Genomic DNA, 26,377 nt, shown 5'->3' with positions numbered 1-26,377 from the left:
CGCTGGCCTCAACTCACCCTGACAGACAGGGACCGGCCGCGTAGCGGGCGCCGCGGGGCTCGACACGCAGGCGGACGGTGGCGCCCGGTCCGAGGTGGACCGGCAGGGCCTCACTGCCGGTCCAGTCGAGCTTGGCCCGCACGGTGTGAGTGCCCGGCGGCAGAGCCAGCGACAACTCACGGCCGCAGCGGATCGAGCCCTTCACGGCGCCGTCGACGACGATCTCGTACGCCCGGGCCCGGTCGAACCAGTGCCCGGAGGGCCGCTCGACGGTGAGCGTAGCGATGACGGTCATACCAACGATCCTGCCACCGCCGTCCCGGGTCCGCAGCGCTAGTCCCAATGCCGGGTAGTTAAGCGCGGCGGTGGTTGGTCAAGAGGGTGTGTTGGTGCTGAGACTGGCAGCGGGACTCCGGTAGGAGAGGTACGTCCGCCAAAGACATGCCTTACCGCCGGGAGCCCCGCTGTTGGTTCAGTCTGTCATTACGCGTGTGGTCCGGGTCGCGGCAGGCCCGTTCGCGCCGGGTCATCTGGGTGAGCTGACCCAACAGGTGCCGTTCGAGATGATCGATACGGTCCTGGCTCAGACCCGCTGTACTCAGCAGCGGGTTCGGGACCTGCCCTCGCGGGTCGTGGTGTATCTGTTGCTCGCGGGGTGTTTGTTCGCCGAGATCGGCTATCGGCAGGTGTGGCAACGCCTGATCAGTGGCCTGGACGGGCTGCCGGTCACGGACCCGAGCGCGGCCGCGTTGACCAAGGCCCGTGCCCGGGTCGGCCCGCAACCGTTACGGGCGTTGTTCGACCTGCTGCGCGGCCCGGCAGCCAGCATGGCCGGGCCGGTGCGCTGGCGCGGTCTGCTGGTCTGCGCGATCGACGGCACCACCTTGTTCACGGCCGACACCACGGCGAACCTGGCCCGATACTCCAAACAACGCGGCGGACGCACCGGCGGGTCGAGCTATCCGATGCTGCGGCTGGTCACGATCATGGCCTGCGGCACCCGATCGGTGATGGACGCCGTGTTCGGGCCGATCACCAGCGGCGAGACCACGTATGCCAAGGATCTTCTCGCCCGGCTACCCGCCGGGGTGCTGTTGCTGGCCGACCGCAACTTCGCCGCCGGTCAGCTGCTCAACCTCGTGACCGGCTGCGGATCACATCTGCTCGTCCGGGCCAAGACCGGCCGTGGTGGTCCGAAGCTTCCCGTACTGCACCGTTTGGTCGACGGCTCCTACCGGTCGATGTTCGGCGGCCAGAGCGTCCGGGTCATCGACGCCGAGATCAGCATCAAGACAAAGGCCGGCACGGTCACCGGTGTCTACCGGCTGATCACCACCCTGCTCGACCCGGACGCCTACCCCGCCACGACGATCTTGCGGCTCTATCACGAGCGGTGGGAAATCGAGACCGCCTACCTGGAGATCAAATCGAGCATCCTCGACGGCCGGGTACTACGAGCACGCACCCCGACCGGCGTCGACCAGGAAATCCACGCGCTGCTGGTCACCTACCAGATCCTGCGCACCGCGATGACCGACGCCACCAACAGCGACACCAGCACAGACCCGGACCGGGCCAGCTTCACCATCGCCCTGCACGCCGCCCGTGACCAGGTCATCCAAGCCGCGGGTGTCATCGCCGACACCGTCATCGACCTGATCGGCAAGATCGGCCGCCTCGTCCTCGACGACCTCCTGCCCGCCCGACGGCTACGCGTCAACGCCCGCACCGTCAAACGAGCCATCTCCAAATACAACGCCCGCGGCCCAAACATCGACCGGCGCACCTACCAGGCCACCATCAGCCTCACCATCCTCGCCGGACCACCTTGACACCCAGCCCGGACCCTTAACTACCCGGCATTGGCGCTAGTCCCTCGTCTCTTTGATCAGCTTGGCGACCGCTTTCTCGCTGCCGGACTTCACGACGTCGCCGTCCTCGTAGGCCTCCAGCACCCGCGGATCGACATACGACGCCCGCGCCACCGCCGGCGTGTTGCCCAGCAGTCCGGACACGTCCTTCATCGCCCGCGACACGGCCTTCTTGCGCTTCGATTCCGTCGGCTGCGGCCCCTGCGAGGCGAGCGACCGGGCCGCTTCGACGGTTCCGTGCCACGTACGGAAATCCTTCGCCGTCATCTGTTCGCCGCTGGCCTCGCGCAGGTAGTCGTTGATGTCGTCGGCGTGGATCTCCCGCCAGCGGCGCGCGGACCGGTCGTAGTACGCGAACAGCCGGTCCTCACCGCGGCGACGGGCCTTGAGGTCGCGCAGAACCCGGCAGACCTCGCCGTCGTCGACAGTGCCCGAGTGCGACACGCCCGACTTGCCCTGGAATTCCAGCAGCACACACCCGCCTTTGGTGCGCACATGCGAGGGCTGCAGGGTCGAGAGCCCGAACGACGGGTCGTCCTCCCGTACGGCGTACTGGTCGCTGCCGATCCGGAACATGCCCATGTCGAGCAGCCGGACGATCGCCGCCAGCACGCGTTCCCGGGTCAGGCCGCGCCTCTCGGTGAGGTCGGCACGGAGCCGGTCGCGGATCTTCGGCAGCCGCGCCGCCACCTCCAGCGCGTGATCGAACTTCTCCTCGTCGCGTGCGGTCCGCCACTCGTCGTGGTAGCGGTACTGCTTACGGCCCGCGGCGTCGATCCCGGTCGCCTGAATGTGCCCGCGCGGGTCGGTCGAGATCCACACATCGGTCCACGCCGGCGGGATGACGAGCGCCTTGATCCGCTCGACGGCTGCACTGTCGGTGAGCCGCGAACCATCGGCGTCACGGTAGGTGAAACCTTTCCCCGTACGCTGTCGCGCGTACCCGGGTTTGCTCAGTTCAGAGCGTCGCAGCCGCACCGGTCACCTCGCGGGCGGCGGCGAGCACCTCGCCGGGCTCGATGGCCAGGAGCGCCGGATGCACGCCGGGGCCGGGGTTGTCGCCGGGCTCGCTGCGGGTCCCGTGCCAGATCGCCCGGTGCTGCGGCCGGCCGGGCGGCCCCCAGCGCTCCGGCGACATCGGTCCGAACAGGACCACCGACGGCGTACGGTATGCCGACGCCAGATGCGCGATGCCGGTGTCCCCACTGATCACCACCCGCGCGTGCGCGACAAGGGCAGCAAGCTCCCCCAGCCCCGTACGCGGCACAGCCGACTCACCGAGGCCGGCACGTTCAGCGACCCGTAGGGCGAGGTCTCGCTCGGCCTCAGAGCCGGTGATCACCACACGGTGACCCTCCGCAATCAGTTCCCTGGCCACAGTCGCGTAGCGCTCCACCGGCCACCGCCGCGACGGCGACTTGGCCCCCGGATGAACGATCGACACCCCCGCCGCGACGCCCGGCACCCCCACCTCGACGCCGGACACGTCCGCCGCGACACCCGGCACGCCCACCTCGACGCCGGACACGTCCGCCGCGACACCCGGCACGCCCGAACCGACGCCGGAGCCGCTCTCAACCGTCCTCCGACCGGTCCTCTTGGGCGACAAGTCGGAATTGTCGTATGGAGATGGAGGGCCAGAAAGGTGAGCGCCGACGAGTGGGGCCGAGCCGCCGTCAGTCGCTGATCGCGGCTTCGAGCTACCCGACAAAAGAGAAATGTCGGGTTGGCCGGCAGGCTCGGAGTCTGCGTGCTCGGAGTCTGCGTGCTCGGAGCCGACGTGCTCGGAGCCGACGTGCTCGAAGCCGACGTGCTCGAAGCCGGCGGGCTCGAAGCCGGCGGGCTCGAAGCCGACGTGCTCGAAGCCGACGTGCTCGAAGCCGGCGGGCTCGAAGCCGGCGGGCTCGAAGCCGACGTGCTCGAAGCCGGCGGGCTCGAAGCCGGCGGGCGACAAAAGCGAAATGTCAGAAGGGTCAGCACTCACGCCGTAGTGGGCGAGCAGGCGGCACCAGCGTTGCACCTCGTGCTCCTCCTCTTCCCAAGCCGGACCGTCGTGATGCCCCGCCGCGGGACAGGCAAACGCCCACAGCCGGTCGGGCGCTGCGGATTGGAGCAGCCCATGCGACTCCGGCCCCGACCCGTGCAGGTTGACGGCCAGGGAGATCGGCGGCACGGAAAGGGAGGAAGGCGGCGACGACCCCAGCGCCGAGGAGCCGGGGGGCGAGGCGGACGGCACCGCCGGCGAACCGGGCAGCGAGGCAGATGGCACCGCCCGCGAACCGGGCAGCGAAGCAGGTGGCACCGCCGGCGAACCGGGCGGCGAGGCAGATGGCACGGCCAGAGAACCGGGCGGCAACGACCCGGCCTCCAAGCCGGACAACGGGATGATGCGGTCGACGCCGCCGATCAGGGTGATCAGCGGCGTCAGCCAGGTCGGGGCGGCCAGGGCGAGCGTCTGCTCGGGAAAGGCGCCGCGGAGGGCGCGCAGGGCGGGGACCGCGGTGAGCAGATCCCCCACCCCGAGCGCGCGCAGGGCGAGGATCACGGGTAGGACGTCTCGGTCTCGGCCGCGATCACCAGTTCGCGGACGGCGCAGCCGCGGGGCTGGCCGAGGGCGAACATGATGGCCGAGGCGACGTTGGCCGGGTCGTTGAGGATGGCGTCGGGGCCGGGCTTGTACTGGTCGTCGCGCTCGTCGAAGAACTTGGTCCGCATCCCGCCGGGGATCACCAGGGTCACGTTGACCTGCCCGGCCAGTTCGGCCGAGAGCGCCCGGGTGAAGCCGACCACGCCGAACTTGGCCGCGCAGTACGCGGTGGCGTCGCTGACCGCCTTGACGCCGAGCGTGGAGGCGACGGTGACGATGCCTCCGTGCGACTCCTTGAGCGCCGGGATCGCGGCCCGGATGACGGCCGCGGTGGCCAGCAGATCGATGGTGACGATGCGGTCCCAGGTCTCGCCGGGGATGTCGGCCAGCGCACCGGGCACGTCCATTCCCGCTGCCGTCACGACGCCGTCGACGGCGCCGCCGGCCTCCTCGATCGCGCGGCGGGTGGCGGCCTCGGCGGCGCGGGTGTCGGCCAGGTCGCACTCGATCCAGGCGACACCGTCGGCCGGGGCCTGGCGGTCGATCACGTACGGGCGTCCGCCGGCCTTGATGACGGCGTCGACCACGGCCGCACCGAGCCCGCTCGAACCACCGGTGACGATAACTGCGTCCATGTTTACCTCCGCGAGGAAGCGGCCTGCGCCGCGTTGATGGTCTTGGTGGTGGACCGGCCGTCGAGGTAGGGCACGATCACCGTCTGGCCGCCCCACCGCTCGACCAGCTCGGTCTCCGGCAGCGAGTCGTAGTCCCCGCCCTTGACCCACACGTCGGGCCGCAGCCAGGTGAGCACCGCCTCCGGGGTGGACTCGCCGAAGATCACCACGGCGTCCACACAGTCGAGGGCGGCGAGCATGCGTGCCCGGTCCTGCTGCGGGTTCAACGGCCGCTCGGGACCTTTGAGACCCCGTACGGAGTCATCGCTGTTGAGGCAGACGATCAGGCAGTCACCGAGCCGGCGGGCGGCGCGCAGGGTCGCCAGATGCCCGACGTGCAGCAGGTCGAAACAGCCGCCCGTGGCCACGACGGTCCCGCCGCGCTCGCGTACCTCGGCCACGAGCCGCCCTGCGTCGGAGGCCCCGATCCGTTCGCGGACGGCGACGGGCTCGCGAGCGGGAGCGGCCGCGCCACCGCCGGCCACGTACGCAGAAGCATCAGCCACCGCCCGCTGCACGGCTTCGGAGACGAGCGCCCCCTCGGCCAGGGCGAGCGCCGCGCTGGCCGCGAACCTGTCCCCCGCCCCGCAGGTGTCGCCGTCCCCGGCTTCCGGCGCCGGCACGACCAGCGGGGTCGGCCCCGAGTGACACAGCACCGCCCCGTCAGCCCCGCACGTGACGACGACCGCGCCGGCCCGCCATTGTTGCCGCAACGCCTGGGCGCCTCGCTGAGCCGCGGCCAAGGTGGAGCCGCCGCCCCCGTCGCCCGACAGTTTGCGCACCTCGGCCAGGTTCGGCGTGACCAGCCGCGTGTTCGGCACCGGCGGCGGGCCGTTGGGGTGCGGGTCCCAGACGATCGCCGCCTTGGTCTCGCCCAGCGCCCGCCGCAGCTCCGGATGCCGGGCCACCCCACGTCCGTAGTCGCTGACCAGGATGGCTTTCGCCCCGCGAAGCAGGTCGAGCACCGCCTCGGGAGCGTCGCCCGGCGGCTGGGCCTCCCCACCGCGGTCCAGGCGCAGCAGCACGTGCCCGTCCGAGCGCAGCCGCACCTTCTCGGGCGTGGCGCCCAGCAGCGGCAGCGCGTAGACCCTCACCCCGGCCTCGGCCAGCAGCTCGCTCAGGCGGGCGCCCCCGGCGTCATCGGCCAGGGCCGTGACCAGCGCGACCTCCTGACCCGACTGCGCCGCGAGCAGCGCCGCCAGGCCGGCCCCGCCGGGACGCTCGGAGACCCGCTCCTCGTCGAGCACGGGCGCCGGCGCGTCCGGGGCGACCCGCCGTACGCTGCCGTCCACGTCCCGGTCGAGCAGGGTGTCGCCGACGATGACGAGCCTCATACCGTCACCTCCACCTGGAAATCCGCGAAAGGGGCGACCGCCGGCAGCGTCCGGTCGAGGTATTCGCACATCAGGTGCACGGCCACGAGGTGCAGTTCCTGCACGACCTGGCTGTCCGGCGAGGGGCAGCGCAACGCCTCGTCGCAGGCGTCGGCGAGCGGGCCGCCGAGCCCGGTCATCGCCCACGTACGCAGCCCGCATTCCTTGGCGGCCCGCACGGCGGCCAGCAGGTTGGGGCTGCGCCCGCTGGTCGACATCGTGATCAGCACGTCGCCGGGGCGGCCGTGGGCGCGGACCTGCCGGGCGAAGATCTCCTCGAAGCCGTAGTCGTTGCCGAGCGCGGTGATGGCCGACGAGTCCGGGGTGAGCGCGATCGCGGACAGCGGCCGGCGTTCCTCGCGCAGCCGCCCGACCAGTTCGGCCGCCAGGTGCTGGGCCTCGGCCGCGCTGCCGCCGTTGCCGGCCACCAGCAGACGCCCGCCCTGACCGAGGTGCCAGGCGAGGTCGGCGCCCCACCGGGCGAGCCGCCCGGCCTCGGCGCGGAACGGTCCGATCGCCGCGGTCAGCGCGGACAGGTGCGTCTCGAGAAAGTCCGTCACGCCACTACCTCCGGGGTGTTCGCGGCGACCCCGGCGTACGCCTCGGCGAGACGCTCGGCGATCCGGGGCCAGGCATACGTGTACTGGGAGCGGTCGACGGCCGCCGCGCCGTAGGAGAGCCGGCGCATGTCGTCGCCGGCGAGTCTGCGCAGCGCCTGGCCGAGCCGGGCCGGGTCGCGCGGGGGCACGAGGTCGCCGGTGACGCCGTCGACGACGGTGTCGGACAGCCCGCCGACCGAGGTCGCGACGACCGGGACGCCGCAGGCCATGGCTTCGAGGACGGTGAGGCCGAACGGCTCGTACCAGGGGGTGGCGGCGAGGATGTCGGCCGACCGGTACCACCGCGGCATCTCGTGCGACGGGACCGCGCCGGCCAGCACCACCCGGTCGGCGACCCGGCACTCCGCCGCGAGCAGGCGCAGCTTACGGGCGTACGGGTCGCTGCCGAGGTCACCGTCGGGCGGGCCGCCGACCACGACCAGTTCGGCCCCCGGCACGGCGGGCAGCGCCCGGATCTGGTCCTCGACGCCCTTGCGCTCGACCAGCCGCGCCACGGTGAGGATGCGGAGGCGGCCCCGGTCGCGGGCCACGGCGGGGCCGTCGGCACGGAACCGCTCGGTGTTGACACCCGAGGGCACCAGCGTCATCTGCGTACGGGGAACACCGAGTCGCAGCAGTTCGCGCACCTCGTCCTGGCACTGCACGATCACCTGGTCGACGGCCCGGCCCAGCTCACGCTCGTACGCGATGCGCCGCGGCGGGCTGGTGTCGGCCGAGCCCTGGTGGCGGCGCTTGACCGAGCCGAGCGCGTGGTAGGTCTGCACCACCGGGACGTCGCACTGGCGTGCGGCGGTGACCGCGGCGAGCCCGCTCATCCAGAAGTGCGCGTGGGCGACGTCGGGCTTCCACTCCGTACGCCAGTTCTCGGCCAGCCATTCCGCGAAGGCGCCCATGTACGGCAGCAGCTCGTCCTTGGGCAGGGCCGTCGCCGGTCCGGCGGGCACGTGCACGACGTCGATCCCGTCGGCCATCGGTATCACGGCGGGCCGGTCGGCGCTGTCCCGCCGGGTGTAGACGCGGATCTGGTGCCCGGCGGCGGCCAGCGCCCCGGCCAGCTCGGCGACGTGCGAGTTCTGCCCGCCCGCGTCGACGCCACCGAGGGCGGCGAGCGGGCTGGCGTGTTCCGAGATCATCGCGATGCGCATGTTTCCTCCTCGAGCAGCCGGTCCCAGTCCGCGAGGAACCGGTCCAGCCCGTAGCGGGCGAGGGCGACCTGGCGGGCCCGCGCGCCGAGGCTTTGTGCCGCGGCATCGTCGGTGAGCAGCCAGTGCGCGGCCTCGACCAGGGTGGAGACGCGGGTGTCGAGCACCCCGGCGTCGGGTGGCACGGCGACGACCGCCTCGGTGGTGGCCAGGCCGATGACCGGCATGCCCATCTGCATGGCCTCGATCAGGCTCAGCCCGAGCGACGTCCAGCGGCACAGGTGCAGGTAGGCGCGGCGGCGCGCGACCTCGGTGTGCATGCGGTGCTGCGGCAGGTCCTCGAAGACGTTGGCCCCGGTCAGGCCCTCGACGCCCATGCCGAAGACGTCCAGCGGCGCCACCTGCGCGAACCGCGGGAACAGGTCGGTTCCGGTGACTCGCCGCCGGCGTACGGGCTCGTTGGTCACGACCGCGAGGTGGCCGATCTCGCCGGTCCAGCGCGCTTTCGGCTCGACGATGCCGTGCTCGATCACGGTGGTGCGGGTGCCGCCGTTGTCCCACATCAGCTCGTTGAAGTCGGTGACGTGCGCGATCACGAGGTCGTCGCGGCCGGCCATCGGGTGCCGGGTGCTGGGCACGTCGCCCTTGGGCGTGTTGTGCTCCACATAGATCACGGGCACGCCCTTGGGCACGCGTTCGAGCTCCTCGGGGCGCTGCACGATCGCCACGTCGGCGTCGCGGATCTCGCCGAGGGGCAGTTCCTCGACGGTGGCCGGCCAGTCGAACGTACGGGCCCGGCCTCGGCCCCACTCGTCGCGGGCGTCGTTGACGGGGATCAGGTAGCGGTGCTTGCCCTGGACGAACGACGTTGTCCAGGAACCGTGCACGTGCCAGAGCAGAATGTTCACGCGGCGGCCTCGGTGGTCCGGGCGGCAGGGGCCAGCCGCGCGACGGCGGCGACCACCTCCGCGGGCTGGATGGTGGACAGGCAGGGGTGGCCCTCGACCGGGCAGGTGGCGGCGCGGGTGCCGCGGCAGGGCGCGGCGGCCTGGCCGAGGCGGACGTTGGGGACGCGGTAGGGACCCCATTGCCCGTACGGGACGGTCGGGGCGTACAGGCTCACGACGGGGGTTCCGACGGCGGCGGCGAGGTGGGCGGGCCCGGTGTTGGCCACCACCACCGCCGTCGCGCCGGCCAGGATCGCGGCGAGCTCGGACATCGAGGTGCGCCCGGTCCTCTCGGCGACATTCCCGGCCACGTACGCGGCCAGGTGGTGCTCGTCCGGGCCGGCGCTCACCAGCACCCGGTGACCGGCGGCGGCGAGGGCGGCGACGATGTCCCGCACGGTGTCCGGCGGGCACGATCGCGCCGCACAGCTCGCTCCGGGGTGGACGACGACGTAGCCGCCACACTCCGTACGCGGGGCCCCGGTCACTCGCAGGCCGCCGTCGTCGCCGTCCGGCAGGGGGAAACCCGCTGCGGCGGCGACGCTGCGCGCCCGCTCGGGTTCCGGCAGGCCTTCCGGCACGCGGTGCCGCACGTCGAGCAGCGACCCGGGATAGTCCTCGCTGATCGCGGTGATCCGGCCGACCCCGGCCATCCGCAGCAACAGCGCGAGCGGCAACGCCGACTGGTGGTACGAGGTGAAGACGACGGCCTCCTCGGCGCCGGTCGCCCGGAGCCGTTCGGTCAGCGCCGTGATGCCGGCCGGGTCGACCGGCCCGGGGTGCGGGTCGATCCAGGGCAGCCGCCACTCGACGATCTCGTCCACGCCCGGCAGCAGCTCGGCGGCGGCCCGTCCGCGCGGACCGCAGAGCAGCACGACCCGCTCGGCCCCGGCCGCGACGGCCCGGATGCCTGGCCCGGTGACGAGCACGTCCCCCGCCGAATCGGACCGGACGACCAGGACGGTTCCCGCGCGGCCCGGCCGGGAGGCGGGGGTGACCAGCGCTTCCCGTTGCAGGATGAGGTCGGCCGCGGCGGTGATCGTGGCGGCGACGACGGGCGCGGCAGCCACTTCGCCGGGCAGGGTGACCGGGGTCGGCACCAGGATCGCGGCGGCCCCGGCGGCCTGCGCGGCCTCGACGTCACGGCCGATGTCGCCGACCATCACACAGCGTGCCGGGGTGGTGCCCAGCGCCGACGCGGCCGCGGTGACCAGGCCGGGCGCGGGCTTGCGGCAGCGGCATCCGGCGGTGTTGTCGTGCGGGCAGACCTGCCACGTGTCGAACGGCCCGAGCAGATCCTCCACGCGCCGGTTGACCGCGGCCAGCTGCCCGGCGGTGAACCGGCCCCGGGCCAGGCCCGACTGGTTGGTCACGACGCCGAGCCGCAGACCCGCCGCGCGCAGCCGGTCGAGCGCTTCGCGGGCCCCGGGCATCGGCTCGACCTTGGTGGGGTCGCCGTTGTAGGGCACGTCCACGATCAACGTGCCGTCCCGGTCGAGCAGGACCGCATCGAACAAGTGGCTCACAGCGCACGCCACCTCCACCAGCCGCGCAGCCAGTGCCACGTCGCCGCGGGCGGGATCAGCGCGCTGGTCGTGAGCATGGTGGCGACCTCGCGGGGGTCGCGGGGGCCGGGCGCGATGCGGGCGGCGGCGAACTCCGCTGTCCCGGCCGCCCAGACCAGACCGGCGAGCGTGGCCGGTCCTCTGCGGCCGGTGGCGGCCAGGGCCAGGGCGGCGGCGCCGGCGAGCGTGACCGCGACGTGGCGGGAGCGGCGGCCGGACGGGATCTGCAGCAGCTCACGCCAGCAGGGGCCGTACAGGCGGCGCAGCAGGGCGTCGTCGGCGTTCCCGCGCTGCGTGCGCAGGCTGACCCAGGGACTCTCCGGCCGCACCGGATGCGTGACCCGGCGCCGCCCGCGCGTCAAGGACCACCCCTGATCCCGTACGCGGAAAGCCAGCTCGGCGTCCTCACGGAACGCCCGCGGCAGACGCTCGTCGAACCCTCCGCACGCCTCCAGGGCGACCCGGCGGTAAGCCATGTCGGCGGTGATCCACGCGCCCTCGGCCAGCCCGGCCGTCACCCGCTCCCAGTCGGTCGGGCGGCGGTCCGGCGGCAACGGCACCCGCAGCCGGCCCTGCACGCCGCCGACCCGCTCGCCGGCCTCGGCCAGGTCGTCGACGAGCCGGTCGGCCCAGTCGGCGTCGGGCAGCACGTCGTCGTCGAGGAAGGCGACCCAGTCGTGCTTGGCGGCCTGCCAGCCCACGTTGCGGGCGGCGGCCGGCCCGCGTGACGGTCCGGGCAGGACGGTCGCCGGGACGTCCAGCGGCGGCGGCGAGCCCGGCCGGTCGTCGATGACCAGCAGCTCCAGGTCGTGCTCGGCCACGCCGGGAGCGAGCGCGGTGAGCAACGCGGCCAGGCTGGGCCGGCCGAGCGTGGGTATGACGACGGTGACGCTCACTCGAACGCCTTCGCGCGGCGCACCGCGAACGGGCCCATGGCCAGCAGGTCGACCGGCGCCGAGCCGAACAGCTCCATCGCCTCGCGCGGCGTGTCGACCATCGGACGGCCGGCCGTGTTGAGTGAGGTGTTGACGACGACGGGCAGGCCGGTGAGCCGCTCGAACTCGGCCAGCATCTCGGCCACCAGCGGCTCGGTCTCGCGGTGGACGGTCTGCACGCGCGCGGTGCCGTCGACGTGGGTCACGGCCGGGATGCGGCTCCTCCACTCCGGTTTCACCTGGTGCACGAAGAGCATGTACGGGCTCGGGTTTACGCCTTCGAAGATGTCGTCGAAGCGTTCGGCCCGCACCATCGGCGCGATCGGCCGGAACTGCTCGCGGCCCTTCACGTTGTTCATGCGCGTCTGGGTGTCCTGGTCGCCGGGGTGGGCCAGCAGCGACCGGTGGCCCAGTGCCCGCGGTCCGTACTCGCTGCGCCCCTGATACCAGGCGACGATCCCGTTGGCGGCCAGCACCTCGGCGGCCTCGGCGGCGATCGACCCGGGCCGGGTGTACGGCAGCCCGGCCCGGCGCAACTCCGCTTCCAGCTCGTCGTCGCTCCACCCACGACCGAGAGCCGCGCTGCCGAAAGGCACATTCTTTCCCTGTACGGACAGGGCCGCACCCAGCGCCGTGCCGGAGTCCCCGGCGGCCGGCTGCACCCACACCCGCTCGAAGGGGCCCTCGGCGGCGATCCGGCCGTTGGCCACGCAGTTCAGCGCCGTGCCACCGGCCATCGTCAGCGTCTTGAGGCCACCCGAGGCCTCGTACGTCCACCGGGCCAGCTCGAGCAGCACCTCCTCGAGCCGCACCTGCACGCTGGAGGCCAGGTCGGCGTGCTCGGCGGTCATCTCGCCGTCGGCCGTACGGGCCTTCGCGAGGGCGCCCCAGTCGATCCGGTCGACCGTGAAGCCGCCGTCCGCTGTGGGCCGCACCAGCTCGCGGAGCAGATTCAGGAACCGCGGACGCCCGTACGAGGCCAGGGCCATCACCTTGTACTCGTCGCTGGAGTGCAGGAACCCGAGGTGGCGGGTCAGGTCCTCGTAGAGCAGACCGAGAGAGTGCGGCAGCTCCTGGCTCTTGAACACCTCGAGCTCGCCGCCGCGGAACGCGCCCGCCAGGTGGCTGGCCACCTCGCCCCGCCCGTCGAGCACCAGGGTCGCGCTGTCCTCGGGCACCGACAACCCGGCCGAGGCCGCATGCGCGACGTGGTGCGGCACGAACCGCACCTGTTCCGGGTCGAGACCGGGCAGCGCGGCCGCCAGGAACTGCGGCGCCCGCCGCGCGTAGTCGACGCGCAAGTGGTCCCAAGGGTCGTCGAGGCCCAGGCTCGCCGCGTCCCGCGACAGCCCGGGGTCGAACGAGTAGGCGACCGCGTCCAGGTCCCCCGGGCGCAGGCCGGCCTCCTCCAGGCACCAGGCGGCGGCCATCTCGGGCAGTTCCCAGGCGGCGAACGGCACCGGCCGCTTGCCGTGCTTGCGGCGGCTGAAGCGCTCCTCTTCGGCCGCAGCCACCACCTGACCGTCGACGACCAGGGCCGCGGCCGGATCGTGGAAGATCGCGTTGATTCCCAGCACTCGCATGGCGCGCCGGGTACCCGCGGTTCTCCGGAGTACTCAAAAGATCATTGACTTCTTGCAAATATAACTTTGCCCGCGTTCCCACCTGCACTGATAGGTGTTTGAGAACCGCCCGCCCGGGCATGCGCGCCGACATGTATGAGGTTTCGCAGTACGTCAGCGGCTCGTGGCAGCCGGGCGCCTCCGGGCGACGTCTGACCGTTCTCAGCCCCGTCGACGACTCCCCCGTCACCGAGGTGGCAATCTCCAGCGAGGACGATGTGGCGGCCGCCGTGGCCACGGCGCGCGCCGCGTCACTCGAATGGGCGGCCACGGCGCCGGCGGCCCGGGCGGCGGCCCTGCACGCGGCGGCCGACGCCGTCGCCGCGGCCGCCGACGAGCTGGCCGAGATCATGACCGCCGAGATGGGCAAACCGGTCGGCGGCGCCCGCGAATCAATCATGGCCGGGGTGGGGACGCTGCGGCAGTACGCCGAGCTCGGCCCGACCCATCGCGGGCGCACCCTGGCCGGCGACTCCGCGGCGATCGACCTCATGGCGTACGAGCCGCGCGGGGTCGTCGCCGTGATCACCCCGTGGAACGACCCCGTCGCGGTGTCGTGCGGCCTGCTCGGCGCGGCGTTGGCAACGGGCAACGTGGTGATCTACAAGCCGAGCGAGCGTACGCCGGCGACGGGCTGGCGCCTGGCCCAGCTGCTCGCCGAGCACTTCCCGGCGGGCGTGTTCTCGCTGCTCAACGGCGACGGCCCGGTCGGGGCGGCGCTGGCGGCCTCAGCCGTGGACGTGGTGGCTCAAGTGGGCTCCACGGCAACCGGCCGTTCCATTGCCGCGGCGTGTGCCCGTACGGGGGCGAAGGCTCTGTTGGAGAACGGCGGGAGCGATCCCGTGATCGTGGACGCCGGAGTCGATCCGGCCTGGGCGGCGTCCCAGGTGGCGCTGGGCGCGTTCGTCAACAGCGGGCAGATCTGCGTGGCGGTCGAGCGGGTGTACGTGCACCGCGACGTGGCCGGCGCGTTCCTCGAGGCGCTGGAGAACGAGGCCGAGCAGTGGGAGTCGCGGATCGGCCCGATGGTGGACCGGCGCATGCGCGACGCCGTCGACGAGCAGGTGCAGCAGGCGGTCAAGGAGGGCGCCCGGGTGCTGCGGGGCGGCACGGCGCCGGCGGGTCCCGGGGCGTTCTATCCGCCGACCGTGCTGGCCGACTGCACCCACGACATGGCCGTGGTCCGCGAGGAGACGTTCGGGCCGGTCGCGGCGGTCGTCACCGTTGACTCGTTCTCGTCGGCCCTCTCACTCGCGGCGGATTCCCCGTACGGGCTGGCGGCCTCGGTTCTGACCACGTCGATGAGCAACGCACAGCTCGCCTGGCGGCGGCTGCCCGCGGGCACGGTGAAGGTCAACAACGTCTTCGGCGGGGCGCCGGGCGGGGCTGCGCATCCGCGCCGGGGCAGCGGGCAGGGGTTCGGCTACGGGCCGGAACTGCTCGACGAGATGACAGCGATGAAGGCCGTCCACATCGAAGCCCCACCCCAGGGCTGGTAAGCGTTCGCGGCGGGCGCCCGTCCCATTGCGGGCGTGTCGCGGCTTAGGCCGGGCGTGTCGGCGCTTCTTCGGCCCGGTGGGTGAGCAGGGCGTCGACCAGCAGTTGCTGCATGCGGCCGGCCTGGTCGATGTCGGCGGCGGCCAGCATGATGCCCGCCATGCCCGCGATGATGTCGGCCGGGAGGACGTCGGCGCGAAGGCTGCCGTCCGCCCGGCCCGCCTCCAGCAGCGTGGTGATGGCCCCTTCGAGCTGGGCGCGGGTCTGCGCCGAGCTGATCGCGCCGCTCGCGATCGCCGCGCGCAGGGCCTCCGCCATGCCGTGCTTGGTGGCGACGAACTCCCGATAGCGGCGCATCCACTCGCGCATCGCGGCGGCGGGCGGATGCTCGGCCAGCAGCGGCTCGGCCAGCCCGGCCAGGCGGTCGAGCTCGCTGCGGTAGACCTCCTCGACCAGCGCCTCGCGCGTCGGGAAGTTGCGATACAACGTGCCGATGCCGACCCCCGCCTCCCGGGCGATCGCCTCCATCTTGACCGGCTCCGAACCGTGCGCGAACACCCGTGCGGCCGCCTCGACGATCAGTTGCCGGTTGCGCCGGGCGTCACTGCGCGCGCCGGGACGCCGCTCGTTCCCAGAAAACGGAATCGCCTCCACTTCTGTTACGGTGGTCCCCATCCAAGCGGAATCGGTTCCGCTTGTGCCGATCGTATCGGAGGCGGCAATGACAGACGAGTACGGCAAGCTGGGCGATCACCGGGTGCGGCGAGTGGGCTTCGGCGCCATGCAGCTGGAACACGGCGATCGCGAAGACGCCGTCAAGATCCTGCGACAGGCCGTCGAGCTCGGCGTCGACCACATCGACACGGCCCAGTTCTACGGGGACGGGCGAGTCAACGAGCTGATCAGGACGGCCCTCCACCCGTACGGGAATGATCTGCGACTCGTCAGCAAGGTGGGCGCCGTCAGCCACCCCGTCGAACGGCTGGTCCTGGCGCAGAAACCGGCCCAGCTGCGGGCGGGCGTCGAGGAGAACCTCCGGACCCTCGGCATCGACCGCATCCCGGTCGTCAACCTGCGCCGCGCCGACATGCAGCCCGGCATCATCGCCGGCGGTGACCAGGTCGTCGACCTCGACAGCCAGCTCGCCGAACTCATCGCCCTGCGCGAAGAGGGCAAGATCGGCGCGATCGGCCTGAGCCACGTGAGCCTGCCCCAGCTGCGCCAAGCGCTCCCCGCGGGCATCGTCTGCGTGCAGAACCTCTACAACGTTCTCACCCGCGACCACGAGGACGTGCTCCAGGAATGCGCCGCCCGGGGCGTGGCTTGGGTGCCGTACTTCCCGCTGGGTTCGGCGTTCGACCAGATCCCCACCGTCACCGACCACCCGGTCGTGGTCGCCCAGGCGCGTCGGCTCGGCATCACCCCGGCCCAGGTGGGGTTGGCATGGTTGCTCGGCCACAGCCCGGCGACCCTGCTGATCCCCGGCACCCGCAGCCTGGACCACCTGACCGAGAACATGGCGGTGGCCGCGATCGAACTCGATTCGGAGGCGACGGCAGCACTGGACGCCCTGGCATCCCCAGGCCCCGACGATCACACCGTGCCGCCCGCGACGTGACGATCACGATGTGCTGACCGCGTCCCGACGCCTGCCGTTCGCCGCTGAGGCGCCGCAGCCCCATGATCGTCACAACCAGCCCTACCCACCCGACCGGGGGATCACCACCCTACGTCCACATTAGGCGGTTTTGGCGATCAAAGGCGGCCGTTGTCCACAGGGGTGATTTCGGCGGCGTCGGTTGTCCACAGGCGGCGCAAATCACGTTCGACCCCCGGCGGCAGCGGGCGTCGGTGGCGCCAGGCCCAACCGGCCTGGCGCAGTGCGTCCGCCGCTCCCCGGCGATCGGCCCGCCACCCGGCACCGAACTCCCGCGCCACAACGCCCCACGGCCGCCGCAGCATGGCGGTCAGCACCCGGTTGCGGGCTTCGACACGCGCCCGCATCCCGTTGTCCCGCCCCGCAGGCTGGGGCAGGTGCCGCACCACCAGCGACGAGTCATACGCCAGCTCGTGCCCCGCCGCCGCCAGGTCCATCGCCAGCAGGCCCTCCTCGCCGTAGACGAACAGGCGTGGCTCGAAACCGCCGACGGCCAGGAAAGCCTCCCGCCGCACCATGATCGAGCAGGCCAGGAACCCCATGATCGACGGCCCTGCCCCACCGGGCGCGGTCCCGAGCGGCGCGGCAGCCATGGCGGCCGACACCGGGTCGAGGCGCCCCGAAGGGCCGACCAGCACCCGCGCGGCGAGCAGGGCCACCCGCGGATGCTGCCGCAGCGTCGCCGCCGCGCGGGCCAGCGAACCCGGGGTCCAGTACGAGTCGTCGTCGGCGAACGCCACGAACGGCGTACGGGCCAGCGAGACCCCGACGTTGCGCGCCGCCGCTCCCCGGTTCTCGCCGAGCGGAATTGTCCGCACTCCGGGGAACCAGGGCGGCGCCTCGTCGGAGCCGTTGTCGACCAGAATCGTGCGCGCCCGGTGGTGGGGAAACGTCTCACGCAGCCGTTCATGGCGATTCCGCGTGGCGACGACGACTGTCACGTCATCGGTCTCGACCGTGGTGGAGGATGTCAGGGTCACGGGTATCCGCAATACCCCGCCGGCGCGCCCCCCAAGCCACCGGAAAGGATTACAGGCGGCCCTTCAGCTCCTTTTCGAAGAAATCGAGAAAACCGTCCGGGTCGGGGCCGGCGTTCATCAGCACGACGTGGTCGAACCCGGCGCCGGTGTATTCCCGGACCATTTCCACGTACGGCTCGGGGTCCGGCCCGACGGCGAACTGCTCGGCGATGTCCTCGGGGCGGACGGTGGCCGAGGCGGCCTCGAAGTTGACCGGGTTGGGCAGCTCGGCCATCACCTTCCAGCCGGTCACCGCCCAGCGGGTGGTCTCGTGCGCGGCCTTGACCGCCTCCTCCGCGCTCGGCGCCCACGCGACGGAGGCCTCGGCGTACTTCGGTCCCGTGCCGCCCGCCGCGGTGAACGTCTCGACCAGGTCGGCGCGCGGCTCGGTGGCGAACAACCCGGTGCCGTGGGTCGCGGCCAGCTCGGCGGCCTGCTTGCCACCCGCCGCCACGGCGATCACCGGCAGCTTCTCGGGCAGGTCGAACACCCGCGCGTCCTCCAACTGCAGGTGCCTACCCTCGTACGACTGGTATCCGCCCTGCCACAGCAGGTTGATGATGTCGAGCGCCTCCACCAGGCGTTCATGCCTTCCCCGTACGCTCGGGAAGCCCTGACCGACGACGTGTTCGTTGAGCCGTTCCCCGGCGCCGACGCCGAGCGTGAACCGGTCGTCCGAGATGATCGCCAAAGTGGCGGCGGCCTGCGCGACGATCGCCGGGTGGTAGCGCACGGTCGGGCAGGTGACCCCGGTGGCCAAACCCAGGCGGTCGGTTCTCGTCGCGATCGCGCTCAGCACGTTCCACGCGAACGGCGAGTGCCCCTGCACGTCGAGCCACGGGTGGTAGTGGTCGCTGATCTCCACGAAGTCGAAGCCGGCCTGCTCGGCCCGTACGGCCTGGCGGATCAGCTCCTTGGGTCCGAAGGCCTCCGCGGCCAGCTTGTATCCGAGTTTCATGTTCCTCCAGCTTCCCCCCGACAGGCCCGGCAAACGCGTTCGAGCCGGCCCCCGTACGGGGAAACCGGCTCGAACGGACATCAACGGTCAGGAAGTGGCCGAGCGGGCCTGATCCTTCACGTCCTGCGCGTCGGAGCGCGCGGTCTCCTTGGTGGCCTGCACCGCCTCCTGCGCGGTCGACTTGACCTCGCCCAGCGCCTGCTGCGCCGAGCCGGACAGGTCGTCCTTGAGCTCCTCGGCGACATCCTTGACCTTCTCGGTGAGGTCGCCGCTGTGGTCCTTGAGCTGCTGGCCGGCGCGCTTCTCGGCGTCGCTGACCGGCAGCAGCGTCGAGGCGAGCATGCCCACGCCGAACGCGATGATGCCGGCCGCGAGCGGGTTGCCCTGCGTCTGCGAGGCGACCGCCTGCGGGGCGCTGCGCACGGCGTCGGCCGCCTGGTGCGCCTTCTCCCCCGCCACGTCGCTGACCTGCGATGCCTTGTCGCTGACGGCGCCGCCCACGGACGACGCCGTGTCGCTCACCGAGTGGCCGGCCGACGACGCCTTGCCGCCCACCGTGGAGCTCACCGAAGAGCTGGTGCCCATCACTTTCTCCTTCACCGCCGTCCAGCGCCGCTGCGCGACCTTGGACGGGCTCGTCTTGGTGGCCAGCAGGTCGACGTCGCGGGTGAGCGACGCCCGGGTGTTCTCGATCTGCTGCCTCAGCCGGTCGGGTTCTTCAGCCATTGGGCGTCCTCCTTGAGCGTGTCGACGGTGCGGCGAGGCATGGGGTCGACGGTCTTGAGCTTGTTCTTGCCGTTCACGTAGAGGACGCCGCCGATGACGCCCCACAGGACCGCGACGATGAGCGCCGCCCAGCCCGCGGGCATCACGGCGTCGAGCGCGAACACCAGGGCGAAGCTGAGCAGGACGACGGCCAGGTAGGCGGCGAACGCGGCGCCGCCGAGCATGCCTCCGGCCTTGCCGGCCTTCGCGGCCTCCTGCTTGAGCTCGGCCTTGGCCAGCTCGACCTCCTGCCGGAACAGCTGCGACAGGTCGTTGCTGATGTTGCCGATCATCTCGCCGACCGGGGTCTCGGCGACCTCTTCGTCGGCGACGCGGTGCTGGTTCGGCGCGGTCATCGGAGCCGCTCCGGGCTCTCGACCACGTACTCCTCACGGACGGTGGGGGTGCCGGTGCCGGTCGAGGTGTACTCCGTCGTGCTGGCGTAACCGGGGCCGGTGGCGTACTCGTCCGTGCTGGGCGCGTAGGCCGGCACCGTGGGCGGAGTGGTCACCGTGGTCTGCGTGGTGACCGGCGAGGTGTAGTCGCCCTGGCCCGACACGAAGGTGTCGCTGCCAGGCTTGGTGGCGCCGGCGTCCGGGTCGGCCTTGGCCACGACCTTGCCGAGCCGGCCCACGACGAAGCCGGCCGCGAGCGCGGTGGCCAGGAAGGCGCCGGGACGGCGGCGGGCGAAGTCCTGCACCTCGCGCAGCACACCGTCGGGGCCGTTGCGGTCGAGGTAGTCCGCGAACTGGCGGCCCCCCTCGGCCACCCGCGAGACGACGGCCGCCGCGGGCGAGTCGCCGCGGTCGCCGCGCATCTCGTCGAGCTGGTCGGCGGTGTCGCGGATCTGGCTCACCAGCCGGTTGTTCTGGGTCTTGGCCTGGTCGCTGACGCGGTTGCGCACGTCCGAGGCGAGGTTGGACGCCTGCGCCTTGGCCTCCTGACCGACGCGCGCCGCCTGCTCCTTGGCCGTGTCCTTGACGTCGCTCGCTGCCTGACCGGCGGCCTGTCCCGTCTGGGAGGCGACCTCCTTGGCCTTCTCCTTGGCGCCGCCGGCCGTGCCGGAGCCGGCCGTCGGGCCGGAGCCGGGCAGCGAGGTGGCGTATGCCTGGGTGGGGTGGTCGGCCGTGGTCGGCACGTCGACGGTATAGGCGTCGTCCGGTCGACGAGCGCCCGAGGGCACGTCACTCATGGGGATTCCTCCAGAAAGGATTCGTCGTGTGCCTACGCTGCATCAACTACCCGCACCCGGAGTCCGTCATTCCTCATTCCATGACCCGAACAATGCGAAAAGGGCCTCGCATGACCCGGCCGAATGCGGGTATTCGTATTGCCCTTCGCTATTTCGTGCACCGCTCGAAAATCACGCCCGGCCGGCCTGTTACCCTGCACCGTCGTGAGTGACAAGACCGGAGTACGGGTCATCGGCGGCCGCCCGTTCGACTTTTCCCGGCGGGTCGCGGTGATGGCCATCGTCAACCGCACGCCGGATTCCTTTCACGATCGGGGCAGCACGTACGCGCTCGAAAAGGCGCTGGCCGCGGTCGACGCCGCGGCCGGGGCGGGCGCCGACTGGATCGATGTGGGCGGGGTGCCGTTCGCGCCCGGCCCCGAGGTCTCGGCGGCCGAGGAGCTCGACCGGGTGCTGCCTGTCGTGGAGGCTGCCAAGTCCCGCTGCGTGGTCTCGGTCGACACCTTCCGGCCCGAGGTCGCGACCGAGGTGATCAAGGCCGGGGCCGGGGTGGTCAACGACACCTCGGGGCTGCGCGACCCGGCGATGGCCGACGCCGTGGCCGGCACCGACGCGCAACTGGTGATCTGCCACAGCCTGGCCGCGCCGCGCACGCTGTGGCCGAGCCCGCAGTACACCGACGTCACCGCCGAGATCCGTGCTTTCCTGCAGGACCGGGTCGCGGTGGCGCTCGACCGGGGCGTGCGGCCCGACCAGATCATCATCGATCCCGGTCACGACCTGAACAAGAACACGCTCCACACCCTGGAGCTGACCCGCCGGCTCGACGAGATCGCGGCGATCGGCTATCCGCTGCTGGCCGCCGTGAGCAACAAGGACTTCATCGGTGAGACCCTCGACGCAGCGCAGGACGAGCGGCTGGCCGGCACGCTGGCGACCGTGGTCTTCTGCATCCTGCGCGGCGCCCGGATCGTGCGGGTCCACGACGTGCCGGCGACGGTCGATGCCGTGCGCATGACGGAGGCGATGCTGGGCTGGCGGGAACCCGCCTACACCCGGCACAACATGTAGGTCAGTGCTCCTCGAAGGTGGACAGCAGGCCCACGGCCCAGGGTTGCGGCGGCACCGCGTCCGGCCCGACCAGCCGCATCGCGCCCATGCAGGTCAGCAGCATGCCGAAGGCGAAGAAGTCGCTCGCCTCCTCATCGGTGGCCCCGGTGAGCTCGCGGACGACCTCGTAGAGCCGGCCGAAGCACCCACGTACGGGGTCGCCGATGGCCGGGTCGTGCGCCGCCGCGAACCCGTGCAGCAGCATGCTGGTCAGTTCGGGATGTTCGAGCAGGTCCTTGTACGCGTGACCCAAACTCTCGAGGGTGGGCTCGCGCTCGGCCGCGGCGCGCCAGGTGGCCTCGATGCGGTCGCCCGCGTGCAGCACGGCGGCCAGGAAGAGCTCCTGCTTCGTGCGGAACAGGCGGATCACGTACGGCTGGGACACGCCGGCCAGGCGGGCCACCTGATCGGTCGTCGTGCCGGCGTAGCCGTTCTGACTGAACGCCGTGACGGCGGCCGCGATCAGCTGCTCCTGGCGTTCCTCGGCGGTGAGGCGGGTTCGGGTCACGGTTGACATGTTATCAGTCAATAACTAACGTGCCTCTTGAAGTTATCAGTCGATAACAACTTTCTGGGGGACACCATGACCGCCGTACTCGAGGCGCCCGCGCCGCGACAGCAGCGCCGCCGCCCGCTGGCCGCCGTGCTCGCCGCCGTCGGCATCCCGACCTTCATGGTCACGCTGGACAACCTGGTCGTGAGCACGGCACTGCCGGTCATCCGCACCGACCTCAACGCGTCGCTGGCCGACCTGCAGTGGTTCGTGAACGCGTACACGCTGCCGTTCGCGGCTTTCCTGCTCACCGCCGCCGCCCTCGGTGACCGCCTCGGCCGCCGCCGCATGTTCATCGCCGGACTGGTCGTCTTCACGCTCGCCTCGGCTGCCGCCGCCCTGGCCGGCGAGGCGTGGCAGCTCACCGCGGCGCGGGCAGTTCAGGGCCTCGGCGGAGCGGCGGTGGCGCCACTGGCCCTCACCCTGCTCGCCGAGGCGGTGCCGGACAGATTGCGTACGGCCGCAGTGGGCATCTGGGGCGGCATCAGCGGCCTCGGCGTGGCAGTCGGCCCGGTCGTCGGCGGCGCGGTCGTCGAAGGCCTGGACTGGCACTGGATCTTCTGGCTGAACGTCCCCATCGGTGTCGTGGCCGTCGTGCTGGCCCTGACCGTGCTCGGCGAGTCCCGCGGCGGCGCCCGCCGTCTCGACCCGCTCGGCCTGCTGCTCTCCGCCTCCGGCATGCTGCTCGTGATCTGGGGTGTCGTCGACGGCCCCGAACGCGGCTGGACCTCGCCACGCATCCTCACCATGCTGATCGCCGGCGCCGCCCTGCTCGCCGCGTTCGTGATCTGGCAGTCCCGCAACCCGTCGCCGATGCTGCCGCTGCGCCTGTTCCGTTCCCCTGGCTTCAGCCTGGTCAACACGGTGACCCTGACCTTCTCGGCCGGCGCCTTCGGCTCGGTGTTCCTGCTGGCCCAGTTCTTCCAGGTGGTGCAGGGTCTGAGCCCTCTGGACGCCGGCCTGCGAACCCTGCCCTGGACGGCCGCCCCGATGATCGTCGCCCCCCTCGCCGGCCTCTTCGGCGACCGCATCGGCCAGCGCGCCCTGATCTTCACCGGCCAGCTCTTCCTGGCGGCGGGCATCCTCTGGCTCGGCCTGGGCGTCAGCACCACCGTCACGTACGGCAGCCTGGTCGTGGCCTTCATCCTGGCCGGCATCGGCATGGGCCTGACCTTCGCCCCCATCAGCACGGTCGCCCTGGCCAGCGTCACCGACAAGGACCGCGGCGTGGCCTCCGGCGTCAACAACACCGTCCGCGAGGTGGGCGTCGCCGCCGGCGTGGCCGCCCTGGCCTCCATCTTCAGCTCATACGGCGGCTACACAACCCTTCAGTCCTTCGTGGACGGCACCCGCCCCGCCGTCATCGTCGGCGCCGCAGTCGTCGGCGTGGGCGCGCTGGCGGCCCTCCGCCTCCCCCGCCGCAACCACGCCTGAAACCCTTCCCCGTACGCCGGGTCGCCACCAAGGCCCGGCGTACGGCCGTCACCAGCCCCGTCCCCCGCGGGCGGTCGCAAGTCCTTGAGCGGGACGACAGGCCGGCGACCCCGGCGACCCCTCACACGCCCTCGGCGAACGGGTCCCGCATGCTGCCGCCGTAGGCATCGTCCGAGAGCGCTGGCAGGTAAGCCTGTCCCCGCTCGTAGTGCCGGCGAGCGATCGGGGCAGCCGATGCATGCCCGGGCAAGACGCCTGTGGAAATGCGCAACCGGCCGGCATCTCTTAGCGTCGATGATGTGCCTGAGGAACCGAGCATCGGCCGGGCTCCGGAGGAAGGGCAGCCTCCGGGGCGCCCGACGCAGGGGAGAGCGCGAGTGGGGCACCCGTCCAAGGGGCGTGCTCGGGTCGGCCGTGCGGTCGGGAAGGCGCCGCTGCCCGGTAACGCCAAGACCGAGATGTTCCGCGTGGGTGCGGGTGACCCGCCACCGGTGTTCGTCGATCCGACGGGTGGGCGGCGGCGGTGGCTCAGGCGTACGGCGTACGGGGTGGGAATGCTCTTGATCGTGGCCTTGATCGCGGTCTGGGTAAGTCAGCTCGTCGGTGACGCGAAGCCGCCGCCCGGGCCGTGTGCGAGTGGGCAGGTTTGCGGGAAGTGACGGTTTATCGTTCGACGCCACCGCCGCCGCCGGATGGGGAGTCGACCGCGCTGTTGCCTCCGGTGCAGCGGCGGCGCCGGATTCAGCGGCGCAGGGTGGCGACGGGGGCGCTGACGCTGACGCTGTTGCTGCTGCTGGCAACCGTGATCCTGGTCGAGGTCTACACCGACGCGGGGTTCAGCCCGGACGGCGCCGCGCCGAGCACAACGGGCGCCGCCAGGGTTCCGCAGCAGGTGCGCGAGGGCGGGCCGGTGATCGACCTGACCGGTGAGAAGATCAGCACGTACGGGATTCCGGAGAAGACGATCGCGCTCACGTTCGACGACGGGCCGGATCCGCAGTGGACGCCGAAGATCCTTGATGTGCTGGCCAAGCACCAGGCACAGGCCACATTCTTCGTCGTCGGCTCGCAGGTGGCCCGGCATCCGGGGATCGCCGAACGGATCGCGCGGGAGGGCCACGAGCTGGGCGGGCACACGTTCACCCACCCCGACCTGGCCGGGCTGCCCGGGTGGCGGCGCGAGATGGAGAACTCGCAGACCCAGCTGGCCATCGCCCACGCGACCGGCGGCTCGACCCGGTTGATGCGGCCGCCCTACTCGTCGTTCGCGGACGCGCTGACCGACCGGGACTGGGAAACCGTGCGGTCGGTCGGCGCGCAGGGTTATCTGACCGTGCTCGACACGATGGACAGCGAGGACTGGAAGCGCCCGGGTGCGGACGCGATCGTGCGCAACCTGACGCCGAAGGGCACCGCCGGGCAGATCGTGCTGCTGCACGACGCCGGCGGTGACCGTTCGCAGACCGTGGCGGCCCTCGATCGGCTGATCCCCCGGTTGCAGCAGCGGGGTTTCCGGTTCAGCACGGTCAGCGCGGCGATCGGCGGGCAGGCCAACCCGGCGGCCGGTTCCGAGGTGGTCTGGCGAGGGCGGGCGCTCGTCTGGAGCGTACGGGTGTCGGACGCCGTCCTGGACGTGCTGTGGGTGCTGCTGATCACCGCGGGCGGGCTGATCGTCGTACGGACCTTCATCCTGTTCGCCTTCGCGTGGCGGCACTCTCGTCACCGCCGAGGGCCGGACTGGTCGTGGGGGTTGCCGGTGACCGCGCCGGTGACGATCGTGGTGCCCGCCTACAACGAGAGGACGACCATCGGGCCCGCCGTGCGATCGCTGGCCTCGAGCGCGTACGAGGGCGCCGAGGTGCTGGTCGTCGACGACGGCTCGACCGACGGCACCGGTGACGCCGTACGGGAACTCGGTCTGCGGAATGTGCGGGTGGTGCGGATTCCCAACGGCGGCAAGGCGAACGCGCTCAACGCCGGGGTCGCGCTCTCGCGCACCGAGCTGATCGTGATGGTGGACGCCGACACCGTGGTCGAGCCCGGCGCGATCCGGCGGCTGGTGCAGCCATTCGCCGATCCGCGGGTGGGCGCGGTGGCCGGCAACGTCAAGGTCGGCAACCGGCGCGGGCTGATCGGCAAGTGGCAGCACATCGAGTACGTGATCGGGTTCAACCTGGACCGGCGGCTGTACGACACGTTCGGCTGCATCCCGACGATCCCGGGGGCGCTGGGCGCGTTCCGCCGGGCCGCGCTGACCGAGGTGGGCGGGCTCAGCACCGGCACGCTGGCCGAGGACACCGACCTGACGATCGCGATCCACCGCGCGGGGTGGCGGGTCGTCTATGAGGAGGAGGCACGCGCGTACACCGAGGCGCCGGCGACGGTAAAGCAGCTGTGGCGGCAGCGGTACCGGTGGAGTTACGGCACGATGCAGTCGATGTGGAAGCACCGCGAGGCCGTGACCGACCGGGGCGCGTCGGGCCGGTTCGGGCGGCGCGGGCTGCCGTTCATCGTCCTGTTCAGCGTGCTGCTTCCGTTGCTGGCGCCGCTGATCGACCTGATGGCCGTGTACGGGCTGCTGTTTCTCGACCGCGAGGTCACGATCATCGGCTGGCTCGCGATGCTCGTCGTGCAGGCGCTGACCGCCGTGCTCGCGTTCCGGCTCGACCGGGAGCCGTTGCGCCCGCTCTGGACGCTGCCCCTGCAACAGGTCGTCTATCGCCAGGTGATGTACCTTGTGCTGCTGCACTCGGCGATCGCCGCGGTCACCGGCCGGCGGCTGAAGTGGCAGACGATCCATCGCACGGGCGATCTCGGTTCCGCGCCCGTTCCCGGACGTTGACCGTCGTCGTTGGA

Annotated in this window: 24 protein-coding genes and 1 pseudogene; 6 read left to right on the top strand and 19 right to left on the bottom strand. The window is 71.9% G+C overall.

Features of this window, described 5'->3' with window-relative positions:
• Nucleotides 1-13 precede the first annotated feature (13 nt).
• On the bottom strand, nt 14-295 hold the full coding sequence (locus C8E87_RS31070; protein ID WP_133876367.1) for a hypothetical protein: 282 nt from the start codon (nt 293-295) through the stop codon (nt 14-16).
• A 196-nt stretch (nt 296-491) separates the two neighbouring features.
• Here C8E87_RS31070 and C8E87_RS31065 point away from each other — a divergent pair, with 196 nt between their 5' ends.
• The gene (locus C8E87_RS31065; protein WP_239080768.1) at nt 492-1,832 is read left to right on the top strand and encodes an IS4 family transposase; all 1,341 of its coding nucleotides are present in this window, start codon (nt 492-494) and stop codon (nt 1,830-1,832) included.
• A gap of 36 nt (nt 1,833-1,868) precedes the next feature.
• On the opposite strand, the gene C8E87_RS31060 is transcribed toward C8E87_RS31065, so the two are convergent.
• The 11 genes and pseudogenes from C8E87_RS31060 to C8E87_RS44690 form a co-directional block, all read right to left on the bottom strand.
• The gene (locus tag C8E87_RS31060) at nt 1,869-2,849 is read right to left on the bottom strand and encodes a DNA topoisomerase IB (RefSeq protein ID WP_133876366.1); all 981 of its coding nucleotides are present in this window, start codon (nt 2,847-2,849) and stop codon (nt 1,869-1,871) included.
• On the bottom strand, nt 2,830-3,315 hold the full coding sequence (locus tag C8E87_RS45850) for a glycosyltransferase family 9 protein (protein WP_279536901.1): 486 nt from the start codon (nt 3,313-3,315) through the stop codon (nt 2,830-2,832). The genes C8E87_RS31060 and C8E87_RS45850 overlap by 20 nt, the downstream gene beginning before the upstream one ends.
• Before the next feature lie 498 nt (nt 3,316-3,813).
• Nucleotides 3,814-4,041: pseudogene (locus tag C8E87_RS45845) on the bottom strand (glycosyltransferase family 9 protein); the annotation flags it as partial.
• A gap of 371 nt (nt 4,042-4,412) precedes the next feature.
• Nucleotides 4,413-5,093, bottom strand: a complete 681-nt coding sequence (locus C8E87_RS31040) for an SDR family oxidoreductase (protein ID WP_133876365.1) — start codon at nt 5,091-5,093, stop codon at nt 4,413-4,415.
• A 2-nt stretch (nt 5,094-5,095) separates the two neighbouring features.
• Nucleotides 5,096-6,466 (bottom strand): PfkB family carbohydrate kinase, encoded by a 1,371-nt coding sequence (locus C8E87_RS31035; RefSeq protein ID WP_133876364.1) that lies wholly within the window; start codon nt 6,464-6,466, stop codon nt 5,096-5,098.
• Nucleotides 6,463-7,065 carry a D-sedoheptulose-7-phosphate isomerase gene (locus C8E87_RS31030; protein WP_133876363.1) on the bottom strand — a complete coding sequence of 201 codons (603 nt, stop codon included), beginning with the start codon at nt 7,063-7,065 and terminating at the stop codon, nt 6,463-6,465. The genes C8E87_RS31035 and C8E87_RS31030 overlap by 4 nt, the downstream gene beginning before the upstream one ends.
• Entirely contained in the window at nt 7,062-8,270 is a 1,209-nt protein-coding gene (locus C8E87_RS31025; RefSeq protein ID WP_133876362.1) for a glycosyltransferase, read from the bottom strand. Before C8E87_RS31025 ends, C8E87_RS31030 begins: the two co-directional genes overlap by 4 nt.
• Nucleotides 8,255-9,175, bottom strand: a complete 921-nt coding sequence (locus tag C8E87_RS31020; RefSeq protein WP_133876361.1) for a glycosyltransferase — start codon at nt 9,173-9,175, stop codon at nt 8,255-8,257. Before C8E87_RS31020 ends, C8E87_RS31025 begins: the two co-directional genes overlap by 16 nt.
• Nucleotides 9,172-10,740 carry an HAD-IIIA family hydrolase gene (locus C8E87_RS31015; protein ID WP_133876360.1) on the bottom strand — a complete coding sequence of 523 codons (1,569 nt, stop codon included), beginning with the start codon at nt 10,738-10,740 and terminating at the stop codon, nt 9,172-9,174. The genes C8E87_RS31020 and C8E87_RS31015 overlap by 4 nt, the downstream gene beginning before the upstream one ends.
• Nucleotides 10,737-11,675, bottom strand: coding sequence for a glycosyltransferase family 2 protein (locus C8E87_RS44695; protein ID WP_203720711.1), 939 nt, complete (start codon nt 11,673-11,675; stop codon nt 10,737-10,739). The genes C8E87_RS31015 and C8E87_RS44695 overlap by 4 nt, the downstream gene beginning before the upstream one ends.
• Nucleotides 11,672-13,297, bottom strand: a complete 1,626-nt coding sequence (locus C8E87_RS44690) for a carbamoyltransferase family protein (RefSeq protein ID WP_203720710.1) — start codon at nt 13,295-13,297, stop codon at nt 11,672-11,674. The genes C8E87_RS44695 and C8E87_RS44690 overlap by 4 nt, the downstream gene beginning before the upstream one ends.
• 131 nt (nt 13,298-13,428) lie before the next feature.
• Between C8E87_RS44690 and C8E87_RS31005 the strand changes: the two genes are divergently transcribed.
• Complete coding sequence (locus tag C8E87_RS31005; RefSeq protein WP_133876359.1) at nt 13,429-14,835, top strand: aldehyde dehydrogenase family protein; 1,407 nt, start codon at nt 13,429-13,431, stop codon at nt 14,833-14,835.
• 43 nt (nt 14,836-14,878) lie between these two features.
• Here the strand turns inward: C8E87_RS31005 and C8E87_RS31000 are convergent, their stop codons facing one another.
• A complete protein-coding gene (locus C8E87_RS31000; protein ID WP_239080323.1) occupies nt 14,879-15,487 on the bottom strand; it encodes a TetR/AcrR family transcriptional regulator in 609 nt (202 codons plus the stop codon).
• Nucleotides 15,488-15,554: 67 nt separating this feature from the next.
• Between C8E87_RS31000 and C8E87_RS30995 the strand changes: the two genes are divergently transcribed.
• The gene (locus C8E87_RS30995) at nt 15,555-16,451 is read left to right on the top strand and encodes an aldo/keto reductase (RefSeq protein ID WP_133876357.1); all 897 of its coding nucleotides are present in this window, start codon (nt 15,555-15,557) and stop codon (nt 16,449-16,451) included.
• Between the two features lie 137 nt (nt 16,452-16,588).
• On the opposite strand, the gene C8E87_RS30990 is transcribed toward C8E87_RS30995, so the two are convergent.
• From C8E87_RS30990 to C8E87_RS30970, 5 genes are all read right to left on the bottom strand, one after another.
• Nucleotides 16,589-17,470, bottom strand: coding sequence for a glycosyltransferase family 2 protein (locus C8E87_RS30990; RefSeq protein WP_133876356.1), 882 nt, complete (start codon nt 17,468-17,470; stop codon nt 16,589-16,591).
• A 49-nt stretch (nt 17,471-17,519) separates the two neighbouring features.
• Complete coding sequence (locus C8E87_RS30985; RefSeq protein ID WP_133876355.1) at nt 17,520-18,467, bottom strand: TIGR03557 family F420-dependent LLM class oxidoreductase; 948 nt, start codon at nt 18,465-18,467, stop codon at nt 17,520-17,522.
• 87 nt (nt 18,468-18,554) lie between these two features.
• Nucleotides 18,555-19,193: a DUF3618 domain-containing protein gene (locus C8E87_RS30980; RefSeq protein ID WP_133876354.1), complete on the bottom strand. Its 639-nt coding sequence runs from the start codon at nt 19,191-19,193 to the stop codon at nt 18,555-18,557.
• A complete protein-coding gene (locus tag C8E87_RS30975; RefSeq protein ID WP_133876353.1) occupies nt 19,169-19,588 on the bottom strand; it encodes a phage holin family protein in 420 nt (139 codons plus the stop codon). Before C8E87_RS30975 ends, C8E87_RS30980 begins: the two co-directional genes overlap by 25 nt.
• The gene (locus tag C8E87_RS30970; protein ID WP_239080322.1) at nt 19,585-20,424 is read right to left on the bottom strand and encodes a hypothetical protein; all 840 of its coding nucleotides are present in this window, start codon (nt 20,422-20,424) and stop codon (nt 19,585-19,587) included. The genes C8E87_RS30975 and C8E87_RS30970 overlap by 4 nt, the downstream gene beginning before the upstream one ends.
• 204 nt (nt 20,425-20,628) lie before the next feature.
• Here C8E87_RS30970 and folP point away from each other — a divergent pair, with 204 nt between their 5' ends.
• The gene (gene folP, locus C8E87_RS30965; protein WP_239080321.1) at nt 20,629-21,495 is read left to right on the top strand and encodes a dihydropteroate synthase; all 867 of its coding nucleotides are present in this window, start codon (nt 20,629-20,631) and stop codon (nt 21,493-21,495) included.
• A 1-nt stretch (nt 21,496) separates the two neighbouring features.
• Here the strand turns inward: folP and C8E87_RS30960 are convergent, their stop codons facing one another.
• Nucleotides 21,497-22,042 carry a TetR/AcrR family transcriptional regulator gene (locus C8E87_RS30960; protein ID WP_133876351.1) on the bottom strand — a complete coding sequence of 182 codons (546 nt, stop codon included), beginning with the start codon at nt 22,040-22,042 and terminating at the stop codon, nt 21,497-21,499.
• A 75-nt stretch (nt 22,043-22,117) separates the two neighbouring features.
• Between C8E87_RS30960 and C8E87_RS30955 the strand changes: the two genes are divergently transcribed.
• Nucleotides 22,118-23,521 (top strand): MFS transporter, encoded by a 1,404-nt coding sequence (locus tag C8E87_RS30955; protein WP_133876350.1) that lies wholly within the window; start codon nt 22,118-22,120, stop codon nt 23,519-23,521.
• Nucleotides 23,522-24,176: 655 nt separating this feature from the next.
• Nucleotides 24,177-26,363: a bifunctional polysaccharide deacetylase/glycosyltransferase family 2 protein gene (locus C8E87_RS30950; protein ID WP_239080320.1), complete on the top strand. Its 2,187-nt coding sequence runs from the start codon at nt 24,177-24,179 to the stop codon at nt 26,361-26,363.
• Nucleotides 26,364-26,377: the final 14 nt, after the last annotated feature.

The sequence above is a fragment of the Paractinoplanes brasiliensis genome, from assembly GCF_004362215.1.
In the GTDB taxonomy this organism is placed as follows: domain Bacteria; phylum Actinomycetota; class Actinomycetes; order Mycobacteriales; family Micromonosporaceae; genus Actinoplanes; species Actinoplanes brasiliensis.
The sequence above is the reverse complement of the archived record's forward strand: the minus strand, read 5'-3'. Positions and strand labels throughout refer to the sequence as shown.